17 protein-coding genes are annotated in these 18,592 nt (G+C 42.7%); 5 read left to right on the top strand and 12 right to left on the bottom strand.

Going from position 1 to position 18,592, the window contains the following annotated elements; all coding sequences use genetic code 11:
• Positions 1–179: 179 nt before the first annotated feature.
• Both PLH26_RS06770 and PLH26_RS06765 read right to left on the bottom strand, forming a co-directional pair.
• Positions 180–2,513 carry an N-acetylmuramoyl-L-alanine amidase gene (locus PLH26_RS06770; RefSeq protein WP_324585243.1) on the bottom strand — a complete coding sequence of 778 codons (2,334 nt, stop codon included), beginning with the start codon at positions 2,511–2,513 and terminating at the stop codon, positions 180–182.
• A 62-nt stretch (positions 2,514–2,575) separates the two neighbouring features.
• Entirely contained in the window at positions 2,576–2,947 is a 372-nt protein-coding gene (locus PLH26_RS06765; protein WP_324585242.1) for a BlaI/MecI/CopY family transcriptional regulator, read from the bottom strand.
• 165 nt (positions 2,948–3,112) lie between these two features.
• Between PLH26_RS06765 and PLH26_RS06760 the strand changes: the two genes are divergently transcribed.
• On the top strand, positions 3,113–3,799 hold the full coding sequence (locus tag PLH26_RS06760; protein ID WP_324585241.1) for a cell division ATP-binding protein FtsE: 687 nt from the start codon (positions 3,113–3,115) through the stop codon (positions 3,797–3,799).
• 96 nt (positions 3,800–3,895) lie between these two features.
• Here PLH26_RS06760 and PLH26_RS06755 read toward each other — a convergent pair whose 3' ends face one another.
• The 5 genes from PLH26_RS06755 to PLH26_RS06735 all read right to left on the bottom strand — a co-directional run bounded on the left by PLH26_RS06755 (position 3,896) and on the right by PLH26_RS06735 (position 8,597).
• On the bottom strand, positions 3,896–5,014 hold the full coding sequence (locus tag PLH26_RS06755) for a dipeptidase (RefSeq protein ID WP_502876366.1): 1,119 nt from the start codon (positions 5,012–5,014) through the stop codon (positions 3,896–3,898).
• Between the two features lie 19 nt (positions 5,015–5,033).
• Entirely contained in the window at positions 5,034–6,053 is a 1,020-nt protein-coding gene (locus PLH26_RS06750; protein ID WP_324585239.1) for a 3-hydroxyacyl-CoA dehydrogenase family protein, read from the bottom strand.
• Between the two features lie 17 nt (positions 6,054–6,070).
• Positions 6,071–6,241 (bottom strand): hypothetical protein, encoded by a 171-nt coding sequence (locus PLH26_RS06745; RefSeq protein ID WP_324585238.1) that lies wholly within the window; start codon positions 6,239–6,241, stop codon positions 6,071–6,073.
• A gap of 134 nt (positions 6,242–6,375) precedes the next feature.
• Positions 6,376–7,482 (bottom strand): fatty acid desaturase family protein, encoded by a 1,107-nt coding sequence (locus tag PLH26_RS06740; RefSeq protein WP_324585237.1) that lies wholly within the window; start codon positions 7,480–7,482, stop codon positions 6,376–6,378.
• Positions 7,483–7,613: 131 nt separating this feature from the next.
• Positions 7,614–8,597, bottom strand: a complete 984-nt coding sequence (locus tag PLH26_RS06735; protein ID WP_324585236.1) for an SDR family oxidoreductase — start codon at positions 8,595–8,597, stop codon at positions 7,614–7,616.
• A 262-nt stretch (positions 8,598–8,859) separates the two neighbouring features.
• On the opposite strand from PLH26_RS06735, the gene PLH26_RS06730 reads away from it, so the two are divergent.
• Positions 8,860–9,567, top strand: a complete 708-nt coding sequence (locus PLH26_RS06730) for a hypothetical protein (RefSeq protein WP_324585235.1) — start codon at positions 8,860–8,862, stop codon at positions 9,565–9,567.
• An 11-nt stretch (positions 9,568–9,578) separates the two neighbouring features.
• On the opposite strand, the gene PLH26_RS06725 is transcribed toward PLH26_RS06730, so the two are convergent.
• On the bottom strand, positions 9,579–14,366 hold the full coding sequence (locus PLH26_RS06725) for a translocation/assembly module TamB domain-containing protein (protein WP_324585234.1): 4,788 nt from the start codon (positions 14,364–14,366) through the stop codon (positions 9,579–9,581).
• Between the two features lie 176 nt (positions 14,367–14,542).
• Between PLH26_RS06725 and PLH26_RS06720 the strand changes: the two genes are divergently transcribed.
• Together PLH26_RS06720 and PLH26_RS21730 are read left to right on the top strand one after the other, a co-directional pair.
• Positions 14,543–14,743 (top strand): hypothetical protein, encoded by a 201-nt coding sequence (locus PLH26_RS06720; RefSeq protein WP_324585233.1) that lies wholly within the window; start codon positions 14,543–14,545, stop codon positions 14,741–14,743.
• On the top strand, positions 14,694–14,873 hold the full coding sequence (locus PLH26_RS21730; RefSeq protein WP_502876367.1) for an isoaspartyl peptidase/L-asparaginase: 180 nt from the start codon (positions 14,694–14,696) through the stop codon (positions 14,871–14,873). Before PLH26_RS06720 ends, PLH26_RS21730 begins: the two co-directional genes overlap by 50 nt.
• Here the strand turns inward: PLH26_RS21730 and PLH26_RS06715 are convergent.
• Positions 14,866–15,501: a porin family protein gene (locus PLH26_RS06715; protein WP_324585232.1), complete on the bottom strand. Its 636-nt coding sequence runs from the start codon at positions 15,499–15,501 to the stop codon at positions 14,866–14,868. The genes PLH26_RS21730 and PLH26_RS06715 overlap by 8 nt on opposite strands.
• 199 nt (positions 15,502–15,700) lie before the next feature.
• Between PLH26_RS06715 and PLH26_RS06710 the strand changes: the two genes are divergently transcribed.
• Complete coding sequence (locus tag PLH26_RS06710; RefSeq protein WP_324585231.1) at positions 15,701–16,270, top strand: hypothetical protein; 570 nt, start codon at positions 15,701–15,703, stop codon at positions 16,268–16,270.
• Between the two features lie 191 nt (positions 16,271–16,461).
• Here the strand turns inward: PLH26_RS06710 and PLH26_RS06705 are convergent, their stop codons facing one another.
• The 3 genes from PLH26_RS06705 to ggt all read right to left on the bottom strand — a co-directional run.
• A complete protein-coding gene (locus PLH26_RS06705; RefSeq protein WP_324585230.1) occupies positions 16,462–16,707 on the bottom strand; it encodes a hypothetical protein in 246 nt (81 codons plus the stop codon).
• Between the two features lie 24 nt (positions 16,708–16,731).
• On the bottom strand, positions 16,732–16,956 hold the full coding sequence (locus PLH26_RS06700; RefSeq protein WP_324585229.1) for a hypothetical protein: 225 nt from the start codon (positions 16,954–16,956) through the stop codon (positions 16,732–16,734).
• Between the two features lie 106 nt (positions 16,957–17,062).
• The coding region (gene ggt / locus PLH26_RS06695) for a gamma-glutamyltransferase (protein ID WP_324585228.1) at positions 17,063–18,592 on the bottom strand (1,530 nt) is incomplete at its 5' end.

Below are 18,592 nucleotides of genomic sequence, written 5' to 3'. Positions count from 1 at the left end.
CAAAACTATACGTCTTATATTACACAACAATGACGGGGTTCGTCGGTGGGATACGGATGATGAGGACCTGTACCAGGATTGCTGCTACTGTATCAAACCTGTGTAGGCAGCACTTCTTTCATCTTTATATTCTCACTTTTCACGACAACATACGTTAAAATTTGTTTAACTCAACACTACTATTGTCCAGATCTTTGCTCCTCCGCGATCTGGAATGTTACAGGTTGCCTGCGATACGCTTTTACGTTGTGCCCGTTCTGCACGGCCGGTATCCATTTGGGGCCGTTTTTGATCGCATCTGTAACGGTCCTGGCAAGAAGGGTGCCCTGCATTGTTAAGGGCTTTACCTCACTAACATTCCCTTCGGTATCCACGATAAACTGTACAACGCAGGTGCCGGACTTCTGTTCATCCTGAAGGGAATCTATAACTTTAAAAATGACAGCTGAAATATATTTTTGCCATGCGGCATTACCACCCGGGAACTTCGCTTCTTGTTCTACTTTTTGAAAAATTTTATCTCCACCCCGGACTTTGGGAGCAGTATTCTCTTTCTTTAACCGGATCTCAATTACGCCATACCTGGCTTTCTCGCCGTATTTATCTATTGCGTGCTTGTCTCTTAAAACACTTATGCTTTCAATTTCATTTGGATCAATCTTTTCCAGACCTGATTTCGAAAATTCAGTTCCGTCAATAAAATATAAAACAGAATCAGTAGTACGATTGCTGAACAATTCCATACCCGTTTTGGCAATAGGAACAATGCCCCGTTTAATCGCCTCAGCTTTTGTAATTTTTTCTGCCATATTGTTTTTATAAATAATAATGACCTGGTTATCCTTTGTAACATCAACCGATTTAATATTGGCAGGAAGTGTGTCTGTGGGGATCTCCGAATATTGTTTCGCAGGCGCGTTATCATTAAAAACGACCGTATTATTTTCCTGCTTTGGTTGATAGTTGCGGGAAGAAGGTTGAGCCTCTTGTTCCAAAACAATCAATCCATCTTCTTTTGATTTTGCAAACTTTTCAATAGCCTTTAAAATATCCCCCGCAATTTTTTCCTGGTTTTTTTCATTGGTGATGAAGGCCAGATCATTCCGGTTACTCATGTAACCACATTCAATAAGCAACGAGGGATAGTTAACGGCGGGTGCATCCAAAACCCAGATCCCTTTTCCTGTTCTATGCTTCATTTGCGGCGCTACACCATAGTTCTTTTCTATTTCCGCGGCAACTATACTTCCGAACAACTGCGCCTGTTTCGTATAAGCTGTTTGGTTTTTTGAAAGGTATATCTCAAATCCCGATATTGTCTTATCGCCTTTGTCCGGATCAACCTGGGCAACGTGAAGAGAAATGAACAAATCTGGTTTTTTGCGTACCGCAAAATCAACTTTATCCCGCACAGATTGTGTAATGTCTTTGTCTCTTGTAAGAATTATCTTAATGTTATTGTTATTGTTCAGTGCGTGTATTTTTCCTGACAGTGAAAGCGTGATATCTTTTTCCAGTATCCCTTTTTTAGCAGTAGCGCCAGCATCATCTCCGCCGTGCCCTGCATCTATCACTACTGTAATTGTTTTTTCCAATACGGCAGATGCTGTTTCATTACCGCCCGGCAACAGTTGCTTTGTTTTAATGCTGAAGGCTGCAAAAATAAAAGCAAGCAGGGGTAGGGCCAGTATGCGGCCAATATAACTGATCCGTGCATTTTGCATTTGTGCTAACATGCGTAAACGTCTTTTTATGGATGATGAAAAAAAGCTGCTGGTGAGTCCGAATGACTGCTGCGGATAAGCGGCATGCAGTATCATAGCGGCAAAAGCGGCGGTATCACTATCGTCTATAGCTTTGCTGTCGGCTATGAATTCATGGATCATATTCATTTCCCGCCGTATAAGCCAGAAAAAGGGATTGCACCAGAAAAAAATGAGCACGATGTTCATAAACAGCCTGTCGGCGCTATGCCTTTCCTTTACATGCACCATTTCATGCGTAAATATTTTTTTCCCCGCATCGGTATGCATGTCTATATTTTTGTTCCAGAAGATATACCGGAAAAAAGAAAACGGCGTGCCTTTTGCCTCCGTTTGCACAACATTGATCTGTTGTATCTTTTGCAAAGGATTGCGCTGTGCAAGACGATTTAATCTCACCAAAGCATGGAGCAGTACAACCATCAAAACAACTGAAACAGCCATATATGCAACCATTGCCACCTGTTCGCCGCTTAAATGGAAACTGCCGCTACTGCTTACTTCATATATATATTCATCACCGGTTGATACCACATTCAGCAGCTTTATGATCTGCCCGTCGTCTCCGGCAGGGTTATGCCATATGTTTACCTTTATTAACGGAAAGCTCAGGCTGATCATCACAGCGCTCAGCAGGTAAAACCGGTTCCAGCGGTGAAATATTTTATTGTGCAGGGTCAGACGGTAATAGCCATATAAGATACCTGAACAAATAATAACCTTAAGGATATAATATGCTATTGCGAGCATGGTATTTGAGTTTTATGATTTGAGCACTGATGGCATACAGGTTTGCAGTTTGTTGGTTATTGTTATTTTCCCTGCTTCTTCAGCTCTTTCAGCAGATGCTCCAGGTCTTCCACGCTCAGGTTGTTTTCCTTAACCATGAAAGACACCACATTGCTGAACGAGCCTTCAAAATAGCTTTTTACCATGCTTTTCATTGTGGCTTTGGAATACGCTTCTTTACTAATAAGCGGATAATACCGGTGCATTCTTCCAAACAGCTCAATTCCTACAAATTCCTTCTCCACGAGTATCTTTAGTATGGTGGCCACCGTATTCTGATGCGGCTTGGGGTGGGGGATGGCATCTATCAGTTCACGTAAAAAAGCTTTTTGCAGCTTCCATAAAACCTGCATGATCTGCTCTTCCGCTTTTGTAAGATTTTTAATTGCACTCATGATTTTTGATTTCAGAAATCAAAGATAAACTAACTATTTAGTTTAACAACTATTTTTTTAGTTTAATGTAAAAAAAATAAATTTTAACCCGGTTCTTAGCATAAAGAATGCGTTCTTTGCAAAAATACAGTAAACCGTAACTTTGAATATTTTGAGGATTGTATTATGGCAGAACCTATTTTAGAGCTGGAACATGCTAATATTTACCAGGGAAATTCACTTATCTTACAGGATGTAAATATCCGTATCAATAAGGGAGAGTTTGTATACCTGGTGGGCAAAACGGGGTCAGGCAAATCAAGCCTGCTGAAAACACTGTATGGCGATTTAAAACTGAGAGAAGGAGAGGGGAGTGTGGTAGGGTACAAACTAAGAGATATGGATTGGAAAAAAATACCTTTCCTGAGAAGGAATCTCGGTATTGTATTCCAGGACTTTCAGTTGCTTACCGACCGCAATGTACACGACAACCTTAAATTCGTATTACGCGCTACGGGATGGAAAGACGAGAAGCTTATCGAAGAGAAAATAAACGATGTACTGGATAAAGTAGGCTTAAAAACAAAAGGTTTCAAGTTTCCTTTTGAACTGTCGGGGGGCGAACAACAGCGGGTGGATGTTGGCCGTGCATTACTGAATTCCCCAAAGCTTATATTGGCCGATGAACCCACCGGAAATCTTGATCCTGAAACTTCAGACGAAATCATGCAACTGCTCTTCCATATTTCCAAAGACTATGGTACTGCCATTGTTATGGCTACGCACGATTATCGTGTGATCAGTAAATTTCCCGCCAGAACAATGCGCACCGAAAGAAGCAAGGTGATAGATAATACGGCGATTACTTTTTAAGCAGGGGGCAGGCTGCAAGATACAGGTTTCAGGTTTCAGAGTACAGACACAGGGTACAAGGTGGCATCTTAAATCATAAATCTCAAATTTCAAACCCTAGGCTTCCCATGCCTGTTGCAAAAAGCGCAGCCAGTTTTTATGGAATACATTTTCTATGTCTTGCTGCGTATAACCCCGTTTTGCCAATAAATCTTTCAGCAACTGCAGATCCGCTATAGTGTTCATATCATGGGGCGATTGCTCCCGGCCAAACATACCGTCCAGGTCGCTTCCTATAGCAATATGCCTGCTGCTTCCGGCGATCTGGCAAATATGATCATAATGATCTATCAACCTGTCAAGTGTGATATGTTCGGTTACCGGATCATTTTTTCCTCTCACCCACCCGGGTTTCAGCATCCATGCATCCAGCACACCGCCAATTACGGCATTTCGGTTAATCAGTATCTTTATCTGCTCATCCGTAAGCTGGCGCTGATGGGGTACCAGTGTTCTGCAGTTGTGGTGGCTTGCCCAAACAGGTCCCTTGTACAATTCGATTATCTGCGAAAAAGCTTCATCGGTAAGATGCGTTACATCAAGGATCATATTCAGTTTATCCATTTCTTTAACCAGTTCCACGCCGGCTTTTGTTAAAGGTCCCTCCATTCCCGTGCCGGGAGAATACCGCCCCGGGCCATAGTGAGCAGGTCCAAGCGCCCTTAGCCCATACCGGTACGATTTTTCGAGATAAGAGAGATTGACCAGCGAATCTGCCCCCTCCAGGCTTAAAATATATCCTACAGGTTTGGTATGATCGGGTATTGTATCATCGTTCCACAACTGAATGTGTTCCTGCAACGCAATAGCATTGGAGATCCGGGTCATTTCACCATTGTCTTCCATGGCTTCATACCATGCCCGCTGACCCTGTGTTTGCGCCCAGGCCTGTTCCGGGGAATGCCATCCGGGCAGGGTGTTCCCTGCATCTACAAACCGGGCGATCATTGTGGCTACCACCAGTCCTATTTTCCCTTTTCGCAATTCGGGAAGAGCCACCATTCCTTTTCCGCGGTCGGGCTTATCCATCATGTTTTTTTCCCGCTCCCGTATAGCAGCAACCGGTTGTTTTAAATCCCTGTTCCATTCCAGGGCATTCATGGAAAGATCAAGATGAGCGTCAATGATAAGCATAGTGGTAAGTAGTAAGTGGTAGGTGCCCGCCCGGCTGAACACCGTTCGGACGGGGTAATTATTAAGTTTTAAGACTGGTATTTTTCTTTTGGCGTGTTTTCAGCTTTTTTTTCACCACATCTTCGGGATATTTCAAAGCAAGCTTTCTTATATCATAGCTGAACGCTGTGAACGTTTCTTCCCATAGCTTCGCTTCCTCGGGTGTGTACCGGTGAAAGCCATGTGCATTGGCCGTTCCCCTTCCGCCATTTTTTACAATGTCATCAATAAGCCTGGGAACCTCTGTGCTGTTATTTAAAGTAGGGAACAGGTCTTTCATTACGGTATGATAAGCAGGCACACCGGTAAGATCCATCCAGCGGAAAACGCCTACCAAAGTCATCCAGTAACCGGCATTGTTCCTGCATGCCCTGTCTACATCTTCCACGGTTGCATATCCCTGCTCTACCAGCGATATGGCTTCGCGGTACATCGCATACATGATCCGGTTGGTAATGAACCCACGGATATCTTTCCGTACCAGCGTGGGTTCCTTACCCCATAAATGAGACAATTCATATAGCTGTTCCCCTTTTTGTAGATCACTGTTGTTGCCGCATATAACTTCCAAAAAACGGGTAGTGTGCGATGGTTCGGCCCAATGCAACCCAAAGAACCGCGAAGGATGAGCCGTTTGTTGCTGCAGTAAGCTTATGGGAATAGCAGAAGTATTGCTGGCCAATAAAGCGTCTTCACCAATAACGGATTCAATTTTGCCGTAAACAGACTTCTTAATGTCAATATTTTCAAGAGTGCATTCAATTACCAATGAACAGCCCTGTAGCCGATGGTAATCTTCCGTTATATTAAGATGCTGTAAATAAAATTCCGGCAGGTTTTTAATGAGTTTCTCCCTGCGCGACCTTTGCAGGTGCTTTGTAATGCGTTTGAGCGCAAACTTAAGATCAACAGGCAGTGGTGCAACAGCAACCACCGGGTGCCCGGCCATCAGGAGGCAGGTTGTTATGCTGCAACCCATCAATCCCAATCCCACTACGCCGACTTTGATTTCAGCAGCATTCAATTGTGTATCTCGCATCATATATTTTTAAAAACAAATTAATAAGCAGCCCTTCCACCCAACAGATCGAAGATAAAACCGGCGCTGAAGCTGTTTTCGGGTGATACTATAAAACAAGCCATAGCTGCAGCTTCTTCCGGTGTTTCGCAACGCTTCACCGGTATTTTATCCGTCAGGAACCATTTGCGGATCGTCAGTGGAAACTTCATGACGGTACATACACGATTTCCCCCATTGAGCGGTCATGTTCAGCGCTTTTGCACAATTTACAATTCTTAGTAATACAAAATGGTCAACCGTTTATGTAATTTGAAATACAAATTTTTTTACAGTAGATTTCCTCTTACATGGATTCCTCCCAAACATCAAAATCGGACCTGTTTTGCCTGAGGAGACGGTAGTGATTCATTAAGGATGTTCCAAGAGGATAGCTCCTGTATGGAAGGTTATACTGCGCTGCCAGGCGCCTGAGCGCACGTGTAATCTCGGGGTAATAAGCGTGGTGGATATTGGGAAAAAGATGGTGTACAATATGATAATTATAGTTGCCCATTACAAAACGGGTGAACCAGCTTTCGCCGTTCACATCATTGGTTGTTTTTAACATGTGCAGCAGCCAGCTATAGGGCAATTTTTTTTCACTGTCGGGCATTGGGAACTCTGATGTTGTATTGGCATGAGGCGGAAGCAGCACGATCAATGCAAAAATACTGGCAGAAAAGACCATTACGCAAAAAGCACTTAAGGCCATTAACCATGAAATGCCTAAAATAATTTTAGGCAAAACGATCACCGATACAAAAAAAGCCGCTTTAAAAACAAATAGTTTCAGGTATTCAACAGGAGGTATTTTTATCAGCTTTTGTACGGTTCTCCTTTTGCTGAAGAAATCCTTAAAGTCCCGTACCAGCAGCCAGTTAAATAAGAACAGGGGATAAATGAACGGAAGATAAATGTGCTGATACTTATGAAATGAGCTCAGTTTGGAATGAGGAACTATTCTTACGAGTGCACTTTGATCAATGTCGGTATCCCATCCATCCACATTCGGATAATTGTGATGATAACGGATATGCCGCGTTTTCCATATAAAGCTGTTGGCGCCCATCAAATCAAACAGACAGGTATACCTGTCATTCATACGGCGGCTCTTAAAAATGGTATGGTGCACCGTGTCGTGAATGACATTGAGATAATTCAAAACGATAAGAATGCCCATAAAAAAATAGCAGCCAAACAGCAACCACGGGTTGGTGCCATACAATAAGGCCAGCATCCAGAAAAAGAAATAAGCAAAGGGAAACAGAAATGCCTTGAATAATATTTCATTTCTTCTTTTAGGCCTCAAGCGGGTCACTATTTCTTTAGCTTCTGCCCTAAGAAGGAGAAAAGGGTCTTCCGCAGCCTTTGCAAAATAAGGTTTTTTTGCTTTTAATATATCCGTGCTCATAGCCAGTTTTTTTAAAGACCAGCATTTCAGGGAACCAGTAGGAATTCGTGCAAAATTAAGATAAAAAGTCTAATATTTATTGATTTGGGTAAAACAGGCCAGCCCTGTCTGCAGACCGCTGTTGTCATCATTTACCTGTTTTGCTTTACCCATTCTACTGTTTCTTTAATTCCTTCTTCCAGCGGCCGTATAGCGTAACCCAGCTCATTTACGGCTTTGCTGCTGTTCAAAGCCCAGTCGTATTTATATTTTGCCACCCAATCGGGAGTGATCATGGGGTATTTGCCCGTAAGCTTTGCATTCCATAACATCAGGTAACTTACAGCATTCAAAACAGGAAAAGGAATATACTTTAGCTTCTTTTCAATACCGCTGTACTTTTTTATTGCAGCCATTAACTCGTTAAATGTAGCATTTACACCGCCAAGAATATAGCGCTCTCCGCTTCGTCCCTTTTCCATAGCACTTATATGGCCATCCACCACGTCATCAATATAAGGATAAGATCCTATATCGTTTCCGCTACCGGGTATGAGCTTCCACTTCCCTTTCATGTATAATTCAACGATCTTGGTCACAGGATTGCTGCCCGTATCTAAACCTGGCCCATATATTCTTGACGGATTAAGGATACAGATATTCATTCCCTGCTTTGCATAATCCATAGCCAACGCTTCTGCGAAGCTCTTGGTTTCTTCATACGGGTTAAAAAAACCGGTGATCCTCGGATCAGATTCTGTCATGGGCTTATCTTTAGACGGCCCTATCACACCTGCAGTAGATGTATACACTATTTTTGATACGCCCGATTTTTTGGCTTCACTCAACACATTGCCGGTACCTGTTACATTAAGCCTGTGAAAAACTGAAGCATCTCTGGCCCAAAGCCTTGCATAGGCAGCAAGATGGTAAACCCTGTCTACATTTTCCAATGCCGGCCTTATGGTTCCGGCGTCTGTAATATCACCGATAAAAACTTTAATATTCGGTTTTTGAAACTGGGGCAATGTTGGAGGAGTTCTGCACAAAAGGTGGACCTGGTGTCCCTGCAGCGCAAGTTTGGCACTAAGTTTCGAACCGATATATCCTGTTGAGCCTGTAATCAATATAGCCATGAACCGGGTTTAAACACAAAGTTAATGATGTAGTATACTTACCCGTACAGACTGGCGATTTAAAAAAAGTTTGGCCGGATCTTTTGAATTAAAACATAATATAATATTTAATATATTTATTATATATTTATTATAAAAAACACGGCTAATTTACTCATCGTATTTCCTGCAATTCGTTTCTTGGGTAAAAATGCTACAATAATACGCAATAACAATAAAGGAAGGATTTCATCGCTTATATGTTAATCCTCTAAATCTAAAAGTGAAAGACGCACCCTATATCTATCAGATCATTGCTACCATAGCTACCATCTCTTTCTTCCTGCCTTTTATTACCCTGGTCATAAAAAAGCTGGTAACCCACCGGGTATTCATATGGTTTGCGGCTTACTGGATGCTGGCCGGTTCTGTTAATTTACTGATCATCAGCGGTGCATTTGCCAACAGCAGATTGCTGACCGTTACAGAAAGAGTGTTCAATCTTTCCGATGCTCCTTTTATGTTATTCATCCTTTATAAAACCGTTCACATAGAAGTTATAAAAAACAGCATTAAGAAAATGCTGCCGGCTTTTTTATGTGCGTCATTGCTGGTAACAGCCTTTACCCGATTACAGGATTACGCCGAAACCCTTATGGTAGGAATCGGGCTTGTTGTTATTCTGTTGTACATTGTATGGATCATTATGCATTACATTAAAGGGATAAAATATTATAATACAGAACATACCCTGCAATTCATATATTATGCCCTGCTGTTTGAATATGGCATCTCAGTTGTTACTTTTATTTTCAGCTATATGATCCCTGAGAAGAGCAACCTGCACGACAGTTTCTTTGTTTATTATATTTCTGTCATTATTTCCATTTCGCTGGCTTTATATGGTTTGTTGCTGCACAAAGAAAACGCAGCAGAGAAGAAAAAAGAAACGGCAAAAAAAGAGAGAGAAGCAGAAATAAAATTTTTATGACGGCACGGCGTTCAGTTTAACCGCACCACCGTTGAATCGCCTTCGTTTTGCTCCTGCTGTTCTTTAAACTGTTGCTTTTTCTTTTTAAGCCTTTCCGAATCAAATTCAGTTCTGAATGAAATGCTTCCGCCGGCGCGGTTTCTTTTTCCGGTAGTAGACAATGCATCAAAGTTGCTGCGGTAAAAACAACTCACCCTGAATTTCCCGTCGGGTGTAATCTTATATTCAGCAGTAATATCGGGCAAAAAAAGGAAATTGGTACTTTCTGCGTTTAACGCTGGTTGTGAACCGCTGCTTACGAAGTTAAAGTCGCTTCCAAAAGTGATTACAAGCTTGTCGTTCAACAAAGATTTTATAAACTGCAGGCTGATGTTGTCGCGGGTTAAATTTACCGTATTGCCGGTTGAGGTTCCTGTTCCGGTTGGGTCAATAGATGCCCTTGTATAGTTAAAACTCACACTAAGGGTGGGGTCTTTAAAAATCCCGTACAATATGGTTTTAAGCGAACTGGTAAGATACCCTGAAATGTATTCTGAAATAGTATTGAATGCAAATGTGGTAGCATCGTTTTGCTGCACATTGTACTGCCCTATAGGCGCGAAACTCCTGAATACGATCAAATAGGCAACCTGCTTGTTCTTCTCATTGTCGTCGTTATTGATGCGCTGCAGATCGCCAAGCAAACGCTGGCTGTTTTTTACATCGCTGCTGGCAGCCAAAGCAATATCAAAAAAGATATCGGGCTTGCCCAATGAACCTTTAAGCGTGCAAAGTACATCTACATCTGTTCTCTCGCTTTTGAGCCTGCTCACTTCCGGATCTGTGGTTTGCCCCTGTTCTGCGTACAGCGAACTCAGCTTTACATCATTGGCGATGTATTTTGCTTTCAAATTGATTTCCGCATCATTGGGGTCGCCATCCCATCGGATATAACTTCCTTCATTGGGCAGCAGCACAAAGGGCTTTTTAAATATTTCCTGGAAACTAAAGCGGTAGTAGCCTCTGTCTATAGTATACTTGCCATTAATGGTAAAAGGCGAACTGGACCCGGTATGCATTTTCAATGCACCATTGCCTGTTGCTTCTATAATATCTCCTGTTACTTCATCAAGCACCATAAACATGCGGGTATAGTTGTTGGCCGTAAGATTAAGGTCGATATTAAGCTGCGAGGAATTGAAACTCAAAGAGTCAATATTCATTTCGCGGCCGTATTGCTTCCAGATGATATAATCCGCACTGCCGCTTTCCTTCGACGAGGATGAAGTAATATAAATACTGGAACTGTCAACAGGCTCACCCGTAATGGTCATCCGCATATCATCTTCCGGGCCCCTGAACCTGAAACTGGCTTTGCCAATAGCCTTCCCGTAAAAGGTGCCATTGTCGGACCGGGTGGTATTGAGCAAAAGCAAACGATCGGTGTTAATGGATATATTGTATTCGAAATCACTGAAGTTGGAATGCTGCAAATTTCCGGTGAGTACGGCCGTATTGAAAGCGTTTTTGCCATGTTGCGGAAGTGTATCATGCAGTGCGATGGTGCCAAAGTCAATCTTCCCTGGCGTAAAAACAATCCTGGCACTGTCGAATGTATAATAGCACTGCGTATACAATACTTTTAATCCTGCGTCCTTAACATCAACAGAACCGATGTAATCCGGCCTTTTAATATCGCCCTTCATGCGCAGGTTTCCTGTAGCAAAGCCCTTCATGTTGCCGAATATAGAGCCAAGATATTTTTCAAGGAAATGAATATTGGTATAATTAAAATTGGCATTGGCATTAATTTCCTGGCGGAGCGAATCCACTATCTCGTACGAGCCTGCAATACTGAATTTGTAGTTTTTATTGTTCGATATGGCCTCGTATGTTGCTTTCTTATTCCTGTCGTCCCACGCGCCTGTAATGGTAACCATTCCTATGGAATCGTTTTCCAGCCGGAATTGTTCGGCAGTAAGCTCTGAGGAAACATACATGTTGCGAAAAGCGTCTTCAATGGTCACCGTTCCCGAAACAATGCCTTCCATTCGCGGTTCTTTAACAAGGAAAGGCATAAAATCACCGATGTTTACTTTTTTCATTTCTACAATAACGTCATCCCAGGTACCGATGTCCGAATGCCTGCTCACCACAGATATTTCCTGTTCACCATTGCTGAACTTTATATTCCTTGCATCTATATAAGAACGGCTGAGCGTTAACTCTCCGCCTTCATCTATTTTCCATGTTTTTTCATTCAGCACAATGCTTGATGGGTCAAAATGTATTTTAACACCATCTTCCAGATTGGTTATCTGTGCAGAAAGCCGGGCGTCATTTATGGTTTGCGTGGCGGCAGTACTGATGTTGAGCTGTGAAACATTGTTGCTTGAGGCAACCGATATTTTACTGCCGGGAAACTGAAGACTGTCGTTCACTATGGTATTACCGATCACCCCCGTTAGTTTAAGACTGTCCATATTACCCAGTCCGGTCAGCCTAAAATCATGCACAGCGAGGTTTTTATACGCAGCATAAGGGATCATGGTGCTTATTGCCATGAGGTTGGTTTCCGAATTGAGTGAACCTACTATAGTGCTGTTGTTAAACCCTTTTACATTGGGATTGATCAGCGACAGGTACTGGTCAATATTCTTTACGTCCAGTTGAAAAAGAAAATTCTGGTTCTTTATTGTTTTTTGGGGCGGGGGTATATAAGCGGGATAATATTTATTTAAAAATTGCTTTACCGCATCCGGTAATTCACGGATCGTAAAGTTGCCCATTAAAAATGCCGAAGCTTCAGTATTACGCAACTGCAGTATCTTTTGCTGATCAATCATCTGCGAGCTTAAAGTAAGGGTGTCAAATACAAATGTTTGGTTGGCTTTGGTAACCGCAACATCATACAAAGAAACTGTGCCGAGAAAGTTATCAATATCATCACCATTAAAATTCATATCAAATTTGCCTATTACATTCATGTCGTCTTTGGCAAATCCAACCTCTTTCAAATAGCCTCTTTGTATATTGGCAAAGAAATTAAATTCGGGTCTGGCGGCATTCAGGTTAACTTCACCATCAAGGCTGGCGATCAAATTGGGATCACTGATGCTGACCGCTCCATTGAAAAGCTTTTTGTCCATATGCCCCTTCACTGCTATGCTTTCATAGTTGTAATTATTAAATTGGAGCCGGGAGAATGTGCCGTCAAGATCCGCATCAAGGGTTTGAGTACTGAAACCGCTTCCTTTTACATTTCCTTTAAAAGAAGCTCTTCCCAGCTTCATTACGCCCAGGAAAGTGCCCATGTCAAAATTATCGGTTGATATCTTTCCGGAATAAGAGGCGGTTCCTTTAGCCGGAAACTTCATATTCAAATCGGAAACAACTGTTCCAAGGTTGGTCTCTATGTTGCCATAGGTAACAAAATCACGCATAAACCCTGTAAAATTCCCTCTGAAACGGATATAGCGGATTTCATTTAACTTGGGGTCGGTAACTTTTTTGAGCCCCGGAATAATCCCCACCACATCGGCATAGGTGGTACGAAAATCATTGGACTTAAAATCAATATAAGTAGAATCAATGTCGGGCAGCCCGGCCATTTTTATATTGCCGTTCAGGTAGCTGTCTTTCCCCGATTCAATAATAAAATTTTTTGCGTTTAAATTATCTATAGTACCTCTAACATCCCCATCTATTCTTACCAGCCGGTTCCAGTTCTTAAGTTCAGGTGCAAAAAAAGCAAGGTCTTTGCTGTGGAGGGAACTGTTGTGAAAGCGCCCTTCTAATTTTACCTTACTTATAAAAGCGCTCATATCGTCGTTGAAGTCATTATACCGCATAGCGTAAAAATGCGTAAGGTGACTGGAGGGCGTTCTGATATCCAGGCTGTCGAAGATCATTGCACCCGGCTCCATCCGGAACTTTGAGGTAAGCGATTTAACAGTAAAGCCCGATCTTTCCTTTGTGCTCAGGCTGATATTGGCAAATAAAGTGTCCTGCCGTAAGGCAATCTTTTTAAATTTTCCGTTAATGGCATAAAAATGAATACGACTGGCATCAAAATGATCATACGCTTCCCGTTGCACATCCCTGCTGCTTTTGAATGCCCCGTTGTTCAGTGTTAGTTCATTAACGGCCAGCTTCCATCCGGCAGCATTGAAGGCCCCGGAAAGTGAATCCTGTGTGTTCCGTGCTTTGGGCTGTAACGCCTTGGGCCGGTTTCCGGTATAATCATATATTGAAAAAACCGGTTCATCCATTTCAAGCATGTGAATGCTGACCAGCTTTTTTGTAAAATCAATTTCATCCGCTTCCAGCAACAATCGCTTAAGGTCAAGCCCCATATCCTGTCCGCGCCATCCGTCCCTGTGTTGCAGGTGAATGTTTTTTAAAACCACTTCTTTTAACGACAGGGTGATCTGCTTTTTGCTTTTTGAAGAAGCCGGTGACGAAAAATAATCTGCCAGGAACTGGTAGTTCCAAACCGAATCTACCCGGTGTAAATGGATGACAGCATCCTCCACACCTATGTACTTTAGCTCTATCTGATCCTTGAAAAAAAACCAGTCGGTAATGTTCACACTCAATCTGCCCGCATACAAAAGGGTATCTTTTTTATTCTGATCCTGGATGTATACGCCTTCAAGATTCATTTTATTAAAAAGCGCGAAGTTGACATGCCGGATGGTAACCCTGGTATCCAGGTCCTTTGACAGCCGGTGCGTAACTGTTTTTACCAGCCAGTTCTGTGCCGGGGTAGTGTTGATCAATACAGCCGTCATTACCACAACGAACAGCAATGACAGCAATACAATTTTTAATATTTTGACCGTAGTTTTCAGGCTGGAAAATTAATTTGTAAAAATAAGTAAACCCTTCCGATGCACAAATTCAATACCATTACGAAACGTGAAAATTTGCATTTATACTACAACAGCCGGATTACCGGTTGTGAATAACGGTTAACTTACCTCAAATTACAGCAATGAGGTACGCTTTTTTCCTCTTCATCCTGTGCACCGGTTACATGGCAAAAGCACAGCTAAAGCAGCCACAGGGTAACCTTGTGCCGGTTGTGCATGGAGGAGCCGGGACCGTTTTAAAAAGCCGGATGACCCGCGAAAGGGAGCTGGCCTATAAGACCGCAATATCCGAAGCCCCCGAAAAAGGATACGCTATTTCTTAGTAGCGGAGGCTCCTCGATACACGCAGTTGAGGCTGCAATAAGGGTACTGGAAGATAATTCTCTTTTTAACGCAGGAAAGGGGGCCGTATTCGCCCATTCGGGCAAAAATGAACTGGATGCCTCTATCTAAAAAAATAACCCACGCTCAGGGTTATCATACGGGGAACAATCCGTGCAAAATAATCATCGTTGACGATACTTCCCAGTCCGTAACTGTATCCCCCGGTAACTGTTACATTGTTTTTAAACCAATAGCCCGCTTTTGCCACCAGGTTCATTTCAAAACGCCCGTAGGCAGTATTGGCAAAGCGCATGGGGCGCTGCTTTTCACTGTTGTCTATAAATGTTCGTCGCTCTTTTCCGGTAATGGCCACCGATACCGACGGACCAAACAAAAAGAAAAAGCCATTGCCATCGGAGCGGGTATCAAATTGCAACATTGCAGGGATCTCAATATAATGGATCAGCAGCTTTGCGGCTGTTACAGAATCCTGCAGCATATTATTATAGTGAACCGTAAAGCCCTTTAAGCTGTATAAGATCTGAGGAGAAAAGAAAACGTTTTTATCAAACGGAACCTTTAACATTGCTCCGGCATGAAATCCATAACCAACGGTGGCAGGGATCCGGGGCCCATCGGGTATTTTCACCTTAGCATCAGTTTGCTGCCCACCGCCAAGTATGCCGTAAGAAACCTGGGCATGCGAGCAAACAGTGATAAGGAGAAAAAAAGTACAAATCCCGGAATAGAACTTCATATAGAATAAGCTGAATTAAAACAACAAATGTATGGCTATGGATGATGATTTAACATTATATCTTATGTATTTTTATATTATAAATGCAAGCCCCCCTGCCTGTATCCTGGTAAAGCGGATAAAAATAAACTGAAATATTCGTCCATAAAAGCAACCTTTAGCCTGAAAAAGTTAACTTAACCACATAAAACCAACCATTATGTTAGACAATCTTTTGAATCTGGTAAAACAATCTGCCGGGGATGCCATCGTAAACAACCCGGCCATCCCCAACGAGAAAAATGAAGAAGTGATCTCCGAAGCATCCAGTTCCATCACCGGTGGACTGCAGGGGTTGCTCTCCCAGGGCGGACTGAAAGATGTTTTAAAAATGTTCGGCGGACAGGATGGGGGAGTAGAGAACAACAATATTACCCGGCAAATTTCGGGTGGTCTTGTACAGAACCTGATGGACAAATTCGGTTTGGATAACCAGTCTGCAGGAAATGTTGCCGGAAGCCTTGTACCCAATGTGTTAAGCAACCTGGTGCAAAAAACAAACGATACCAACGACGGTAGCTTCGACATTCAGAGCCTGTTCAACAGCCTCTCCGGTGGAAAAACTGCCGGCATCAATCTGCATAGTTTGCTGTCAAAAGTAAAAAGCGGCGCATTTGACCTTGATGGTGATGGCGATACCGATATGCAGGATCTGTTATCGGTATTCAATAGCGGCGGAAACAGCGGCGGCGGTTTAATGGATAAAGTGAAAGGGTTGTTCGGATCGTAAACTGCATACTATTTACTTTTTATTCACCTATGATTATTTCGGATAGTCATAGGTGTTGTCATTTTAATAATGCAGTAAAAATATGCTTTGCTTTGGGTATTTTGGTGGAAGCCGGGATACTGCATACTGTGGATTTACCTATTCAACATCTATCTGGTCTTTGGCACGATTAACTGCTTTTTTATCCAGTATCAGATGATTGATATGAAGAAAGCGTATCTGCACATCTTCAATATTTCTCCGTAATTCAATGCTGCAAACGCTTTTCGTAAATTTTTCCTGTTCTCCAAATCGTCTTCGATCCACATATCCAGATCGTCGGCAGTACGATTGTAACCATGAAAACGGGTAGCTAATCCTCCAACCATGATAAATCTAACATGGTGTTCATTTAGCTTTCTCCAAAAGTCCAGTAAAGCTTCATCCATTACGTCCATGGTGGTCGCTCTTGGTAAGAATATTTATTTACGCTGAATCTTGTTGAACAAGCTGTTCCTGCGCAGCATTTGCGTGAAGAGTTGTAACTTTTCGATAGCTGGTCTTGTGGCATCTGTTATGAGCCGGTCATCTTCTGATCCGAAAACAAAGCCTTTATTTTGAGAAGATTTTACATTATAGCTTCCGGCAGGGTCTTCCAGAATATTAAGTTCCGGATCAGTATATTCATATTTCTTGGATTGTGCCATTTATATTAACAATAGTAGTGCAAATTACATTCATTTTGATGTAATGCACTACTGCAAGCGCTCATTTCTGCGGTATTTTATTATACGTATTTTAATCTCTTCTCTTCTAATACCCTTCTGCCGAATCATCTCCTCTTTTATCGGCAACCGCTTCCAGGGTATAGCCTTCACCCGCTTTATTTTTCTCTATTTTAATCAGTTCTGTTCTGCCGATGCTTCCCCGTGTACGGATGGTATAGCCCATTTGCTTTAAAGAATCGGCTACCCCGGCAGGAAAATCCTTTTCAACAGATATTTCATCCGGCATCCACTGGTGATGAAATTTGGGCTTATTTACAGCATCGGAAGCGCTTAGCCCGAAATCAATGATATTCACAATGGTTTGAAATACAGAAGTGGGGATAGTAGTGCCGCCCGGGGTACCTGCTACCAGGTAAGGTTCATTGTCTTTTAATACAATTGTTGGTGTCATAGAGCTCAGCATCCTTTTATTGGGTTCAATGGCATTGGCCCCGGTTCCCAAAGCGCCATACATATTGGGCACCCCCGGCTTTACACTAAAATCATCCATTTCATTGTTCAACAAAAAACCGGCGCCGCTTACTACTGTTTTGCTGCCGTACCCGCCGTTAAGCGTGGTAGTAACAGCCACCACGTTTCCCCATTTGTCTGCAACGGAAAGATGCGTGGTTTCCTCACTTTCGGGATTGATACTGCCGGCCTTTATCAGTTGACTGCTGCCGGCCCTACCCGCTGTATAATCCAACATCCTTTTGGTTAAGTAAGCATTGCTGGTTAAAGTATGTACAGGCACTTTCACAAAATCTTCATCACCCATGTACTCAGCCCTGTCGGCATAAGCTCTTCTTTCGGCCTCTGTCATCAATTGAACAGCAGGCGCAGACAAAAACCCCATTTTTCCGATATCCCTGTTCTCTATTATTTTTAAACATTGCTGCAAAATAATACCACCGCTGCTTGGCAAAGGCATTGATATGATCGTATGCCCTTTATATGTAAATTCGATGGGCTTTCTTTCTTTTGCTTCGTAATTTTTAAGGTCATCACGTGAAATAATGCCATTGGCTTTTTTCATTTCCGAAACAATAAGCCTTGCAGTCTCGCCTTCATAAAAGCCTTTTTGTCCTTTATCGCGTATGCGTTTTAATGTTTCCGCAAGATCGGCTTGCACCAGGGTATCACCAGCCTTCCATCCTTCTTCTTTTATAAAAGCTATTTTAGAAGTATTGTATTGCATGAATGCTTCCCGGGTATGGTTCAGCGAGGAAGCTTCAGCCGCTGTTATAGCAAACCCGTTCTCGGCCAGGTCAATAGCAGGCTGTATCAGTTCCTGAAAAGACAGCGACGCATATTTCATGGAAGCAAATAATCCTGCCACGGTGCCCGGCACGCCCGCAGACAAATGACCATGCTGACTGAGACGCAGAACCGGGCTACCTGCACTGTCGAGGTACATATCACGACTCGCGGCAGAAGGCGCTTTTTCGCGGTAATCCAATGCAATTGTTTTACCGTCTTTAAGCCGCGCCACCATAAACCCGCCACCCCCTATATTTCCCGCACCCGGGTAAACAACGGCCAGCGCAAGCTGTGCAGCTATTGCGGCATCCACCGC

Origin of the sequence: Agriterribacter sp. (assembly GCF_035444585.1) — a bacterium.
Lineage (GTDB): Bacteria > Bacteroidota > Bacteroidia > Chitinophagales > Chitinophagaceae > Agriterribacter.
This window is presented reverse-complemented; position numbering and strand designations above follow the sequence as displayed.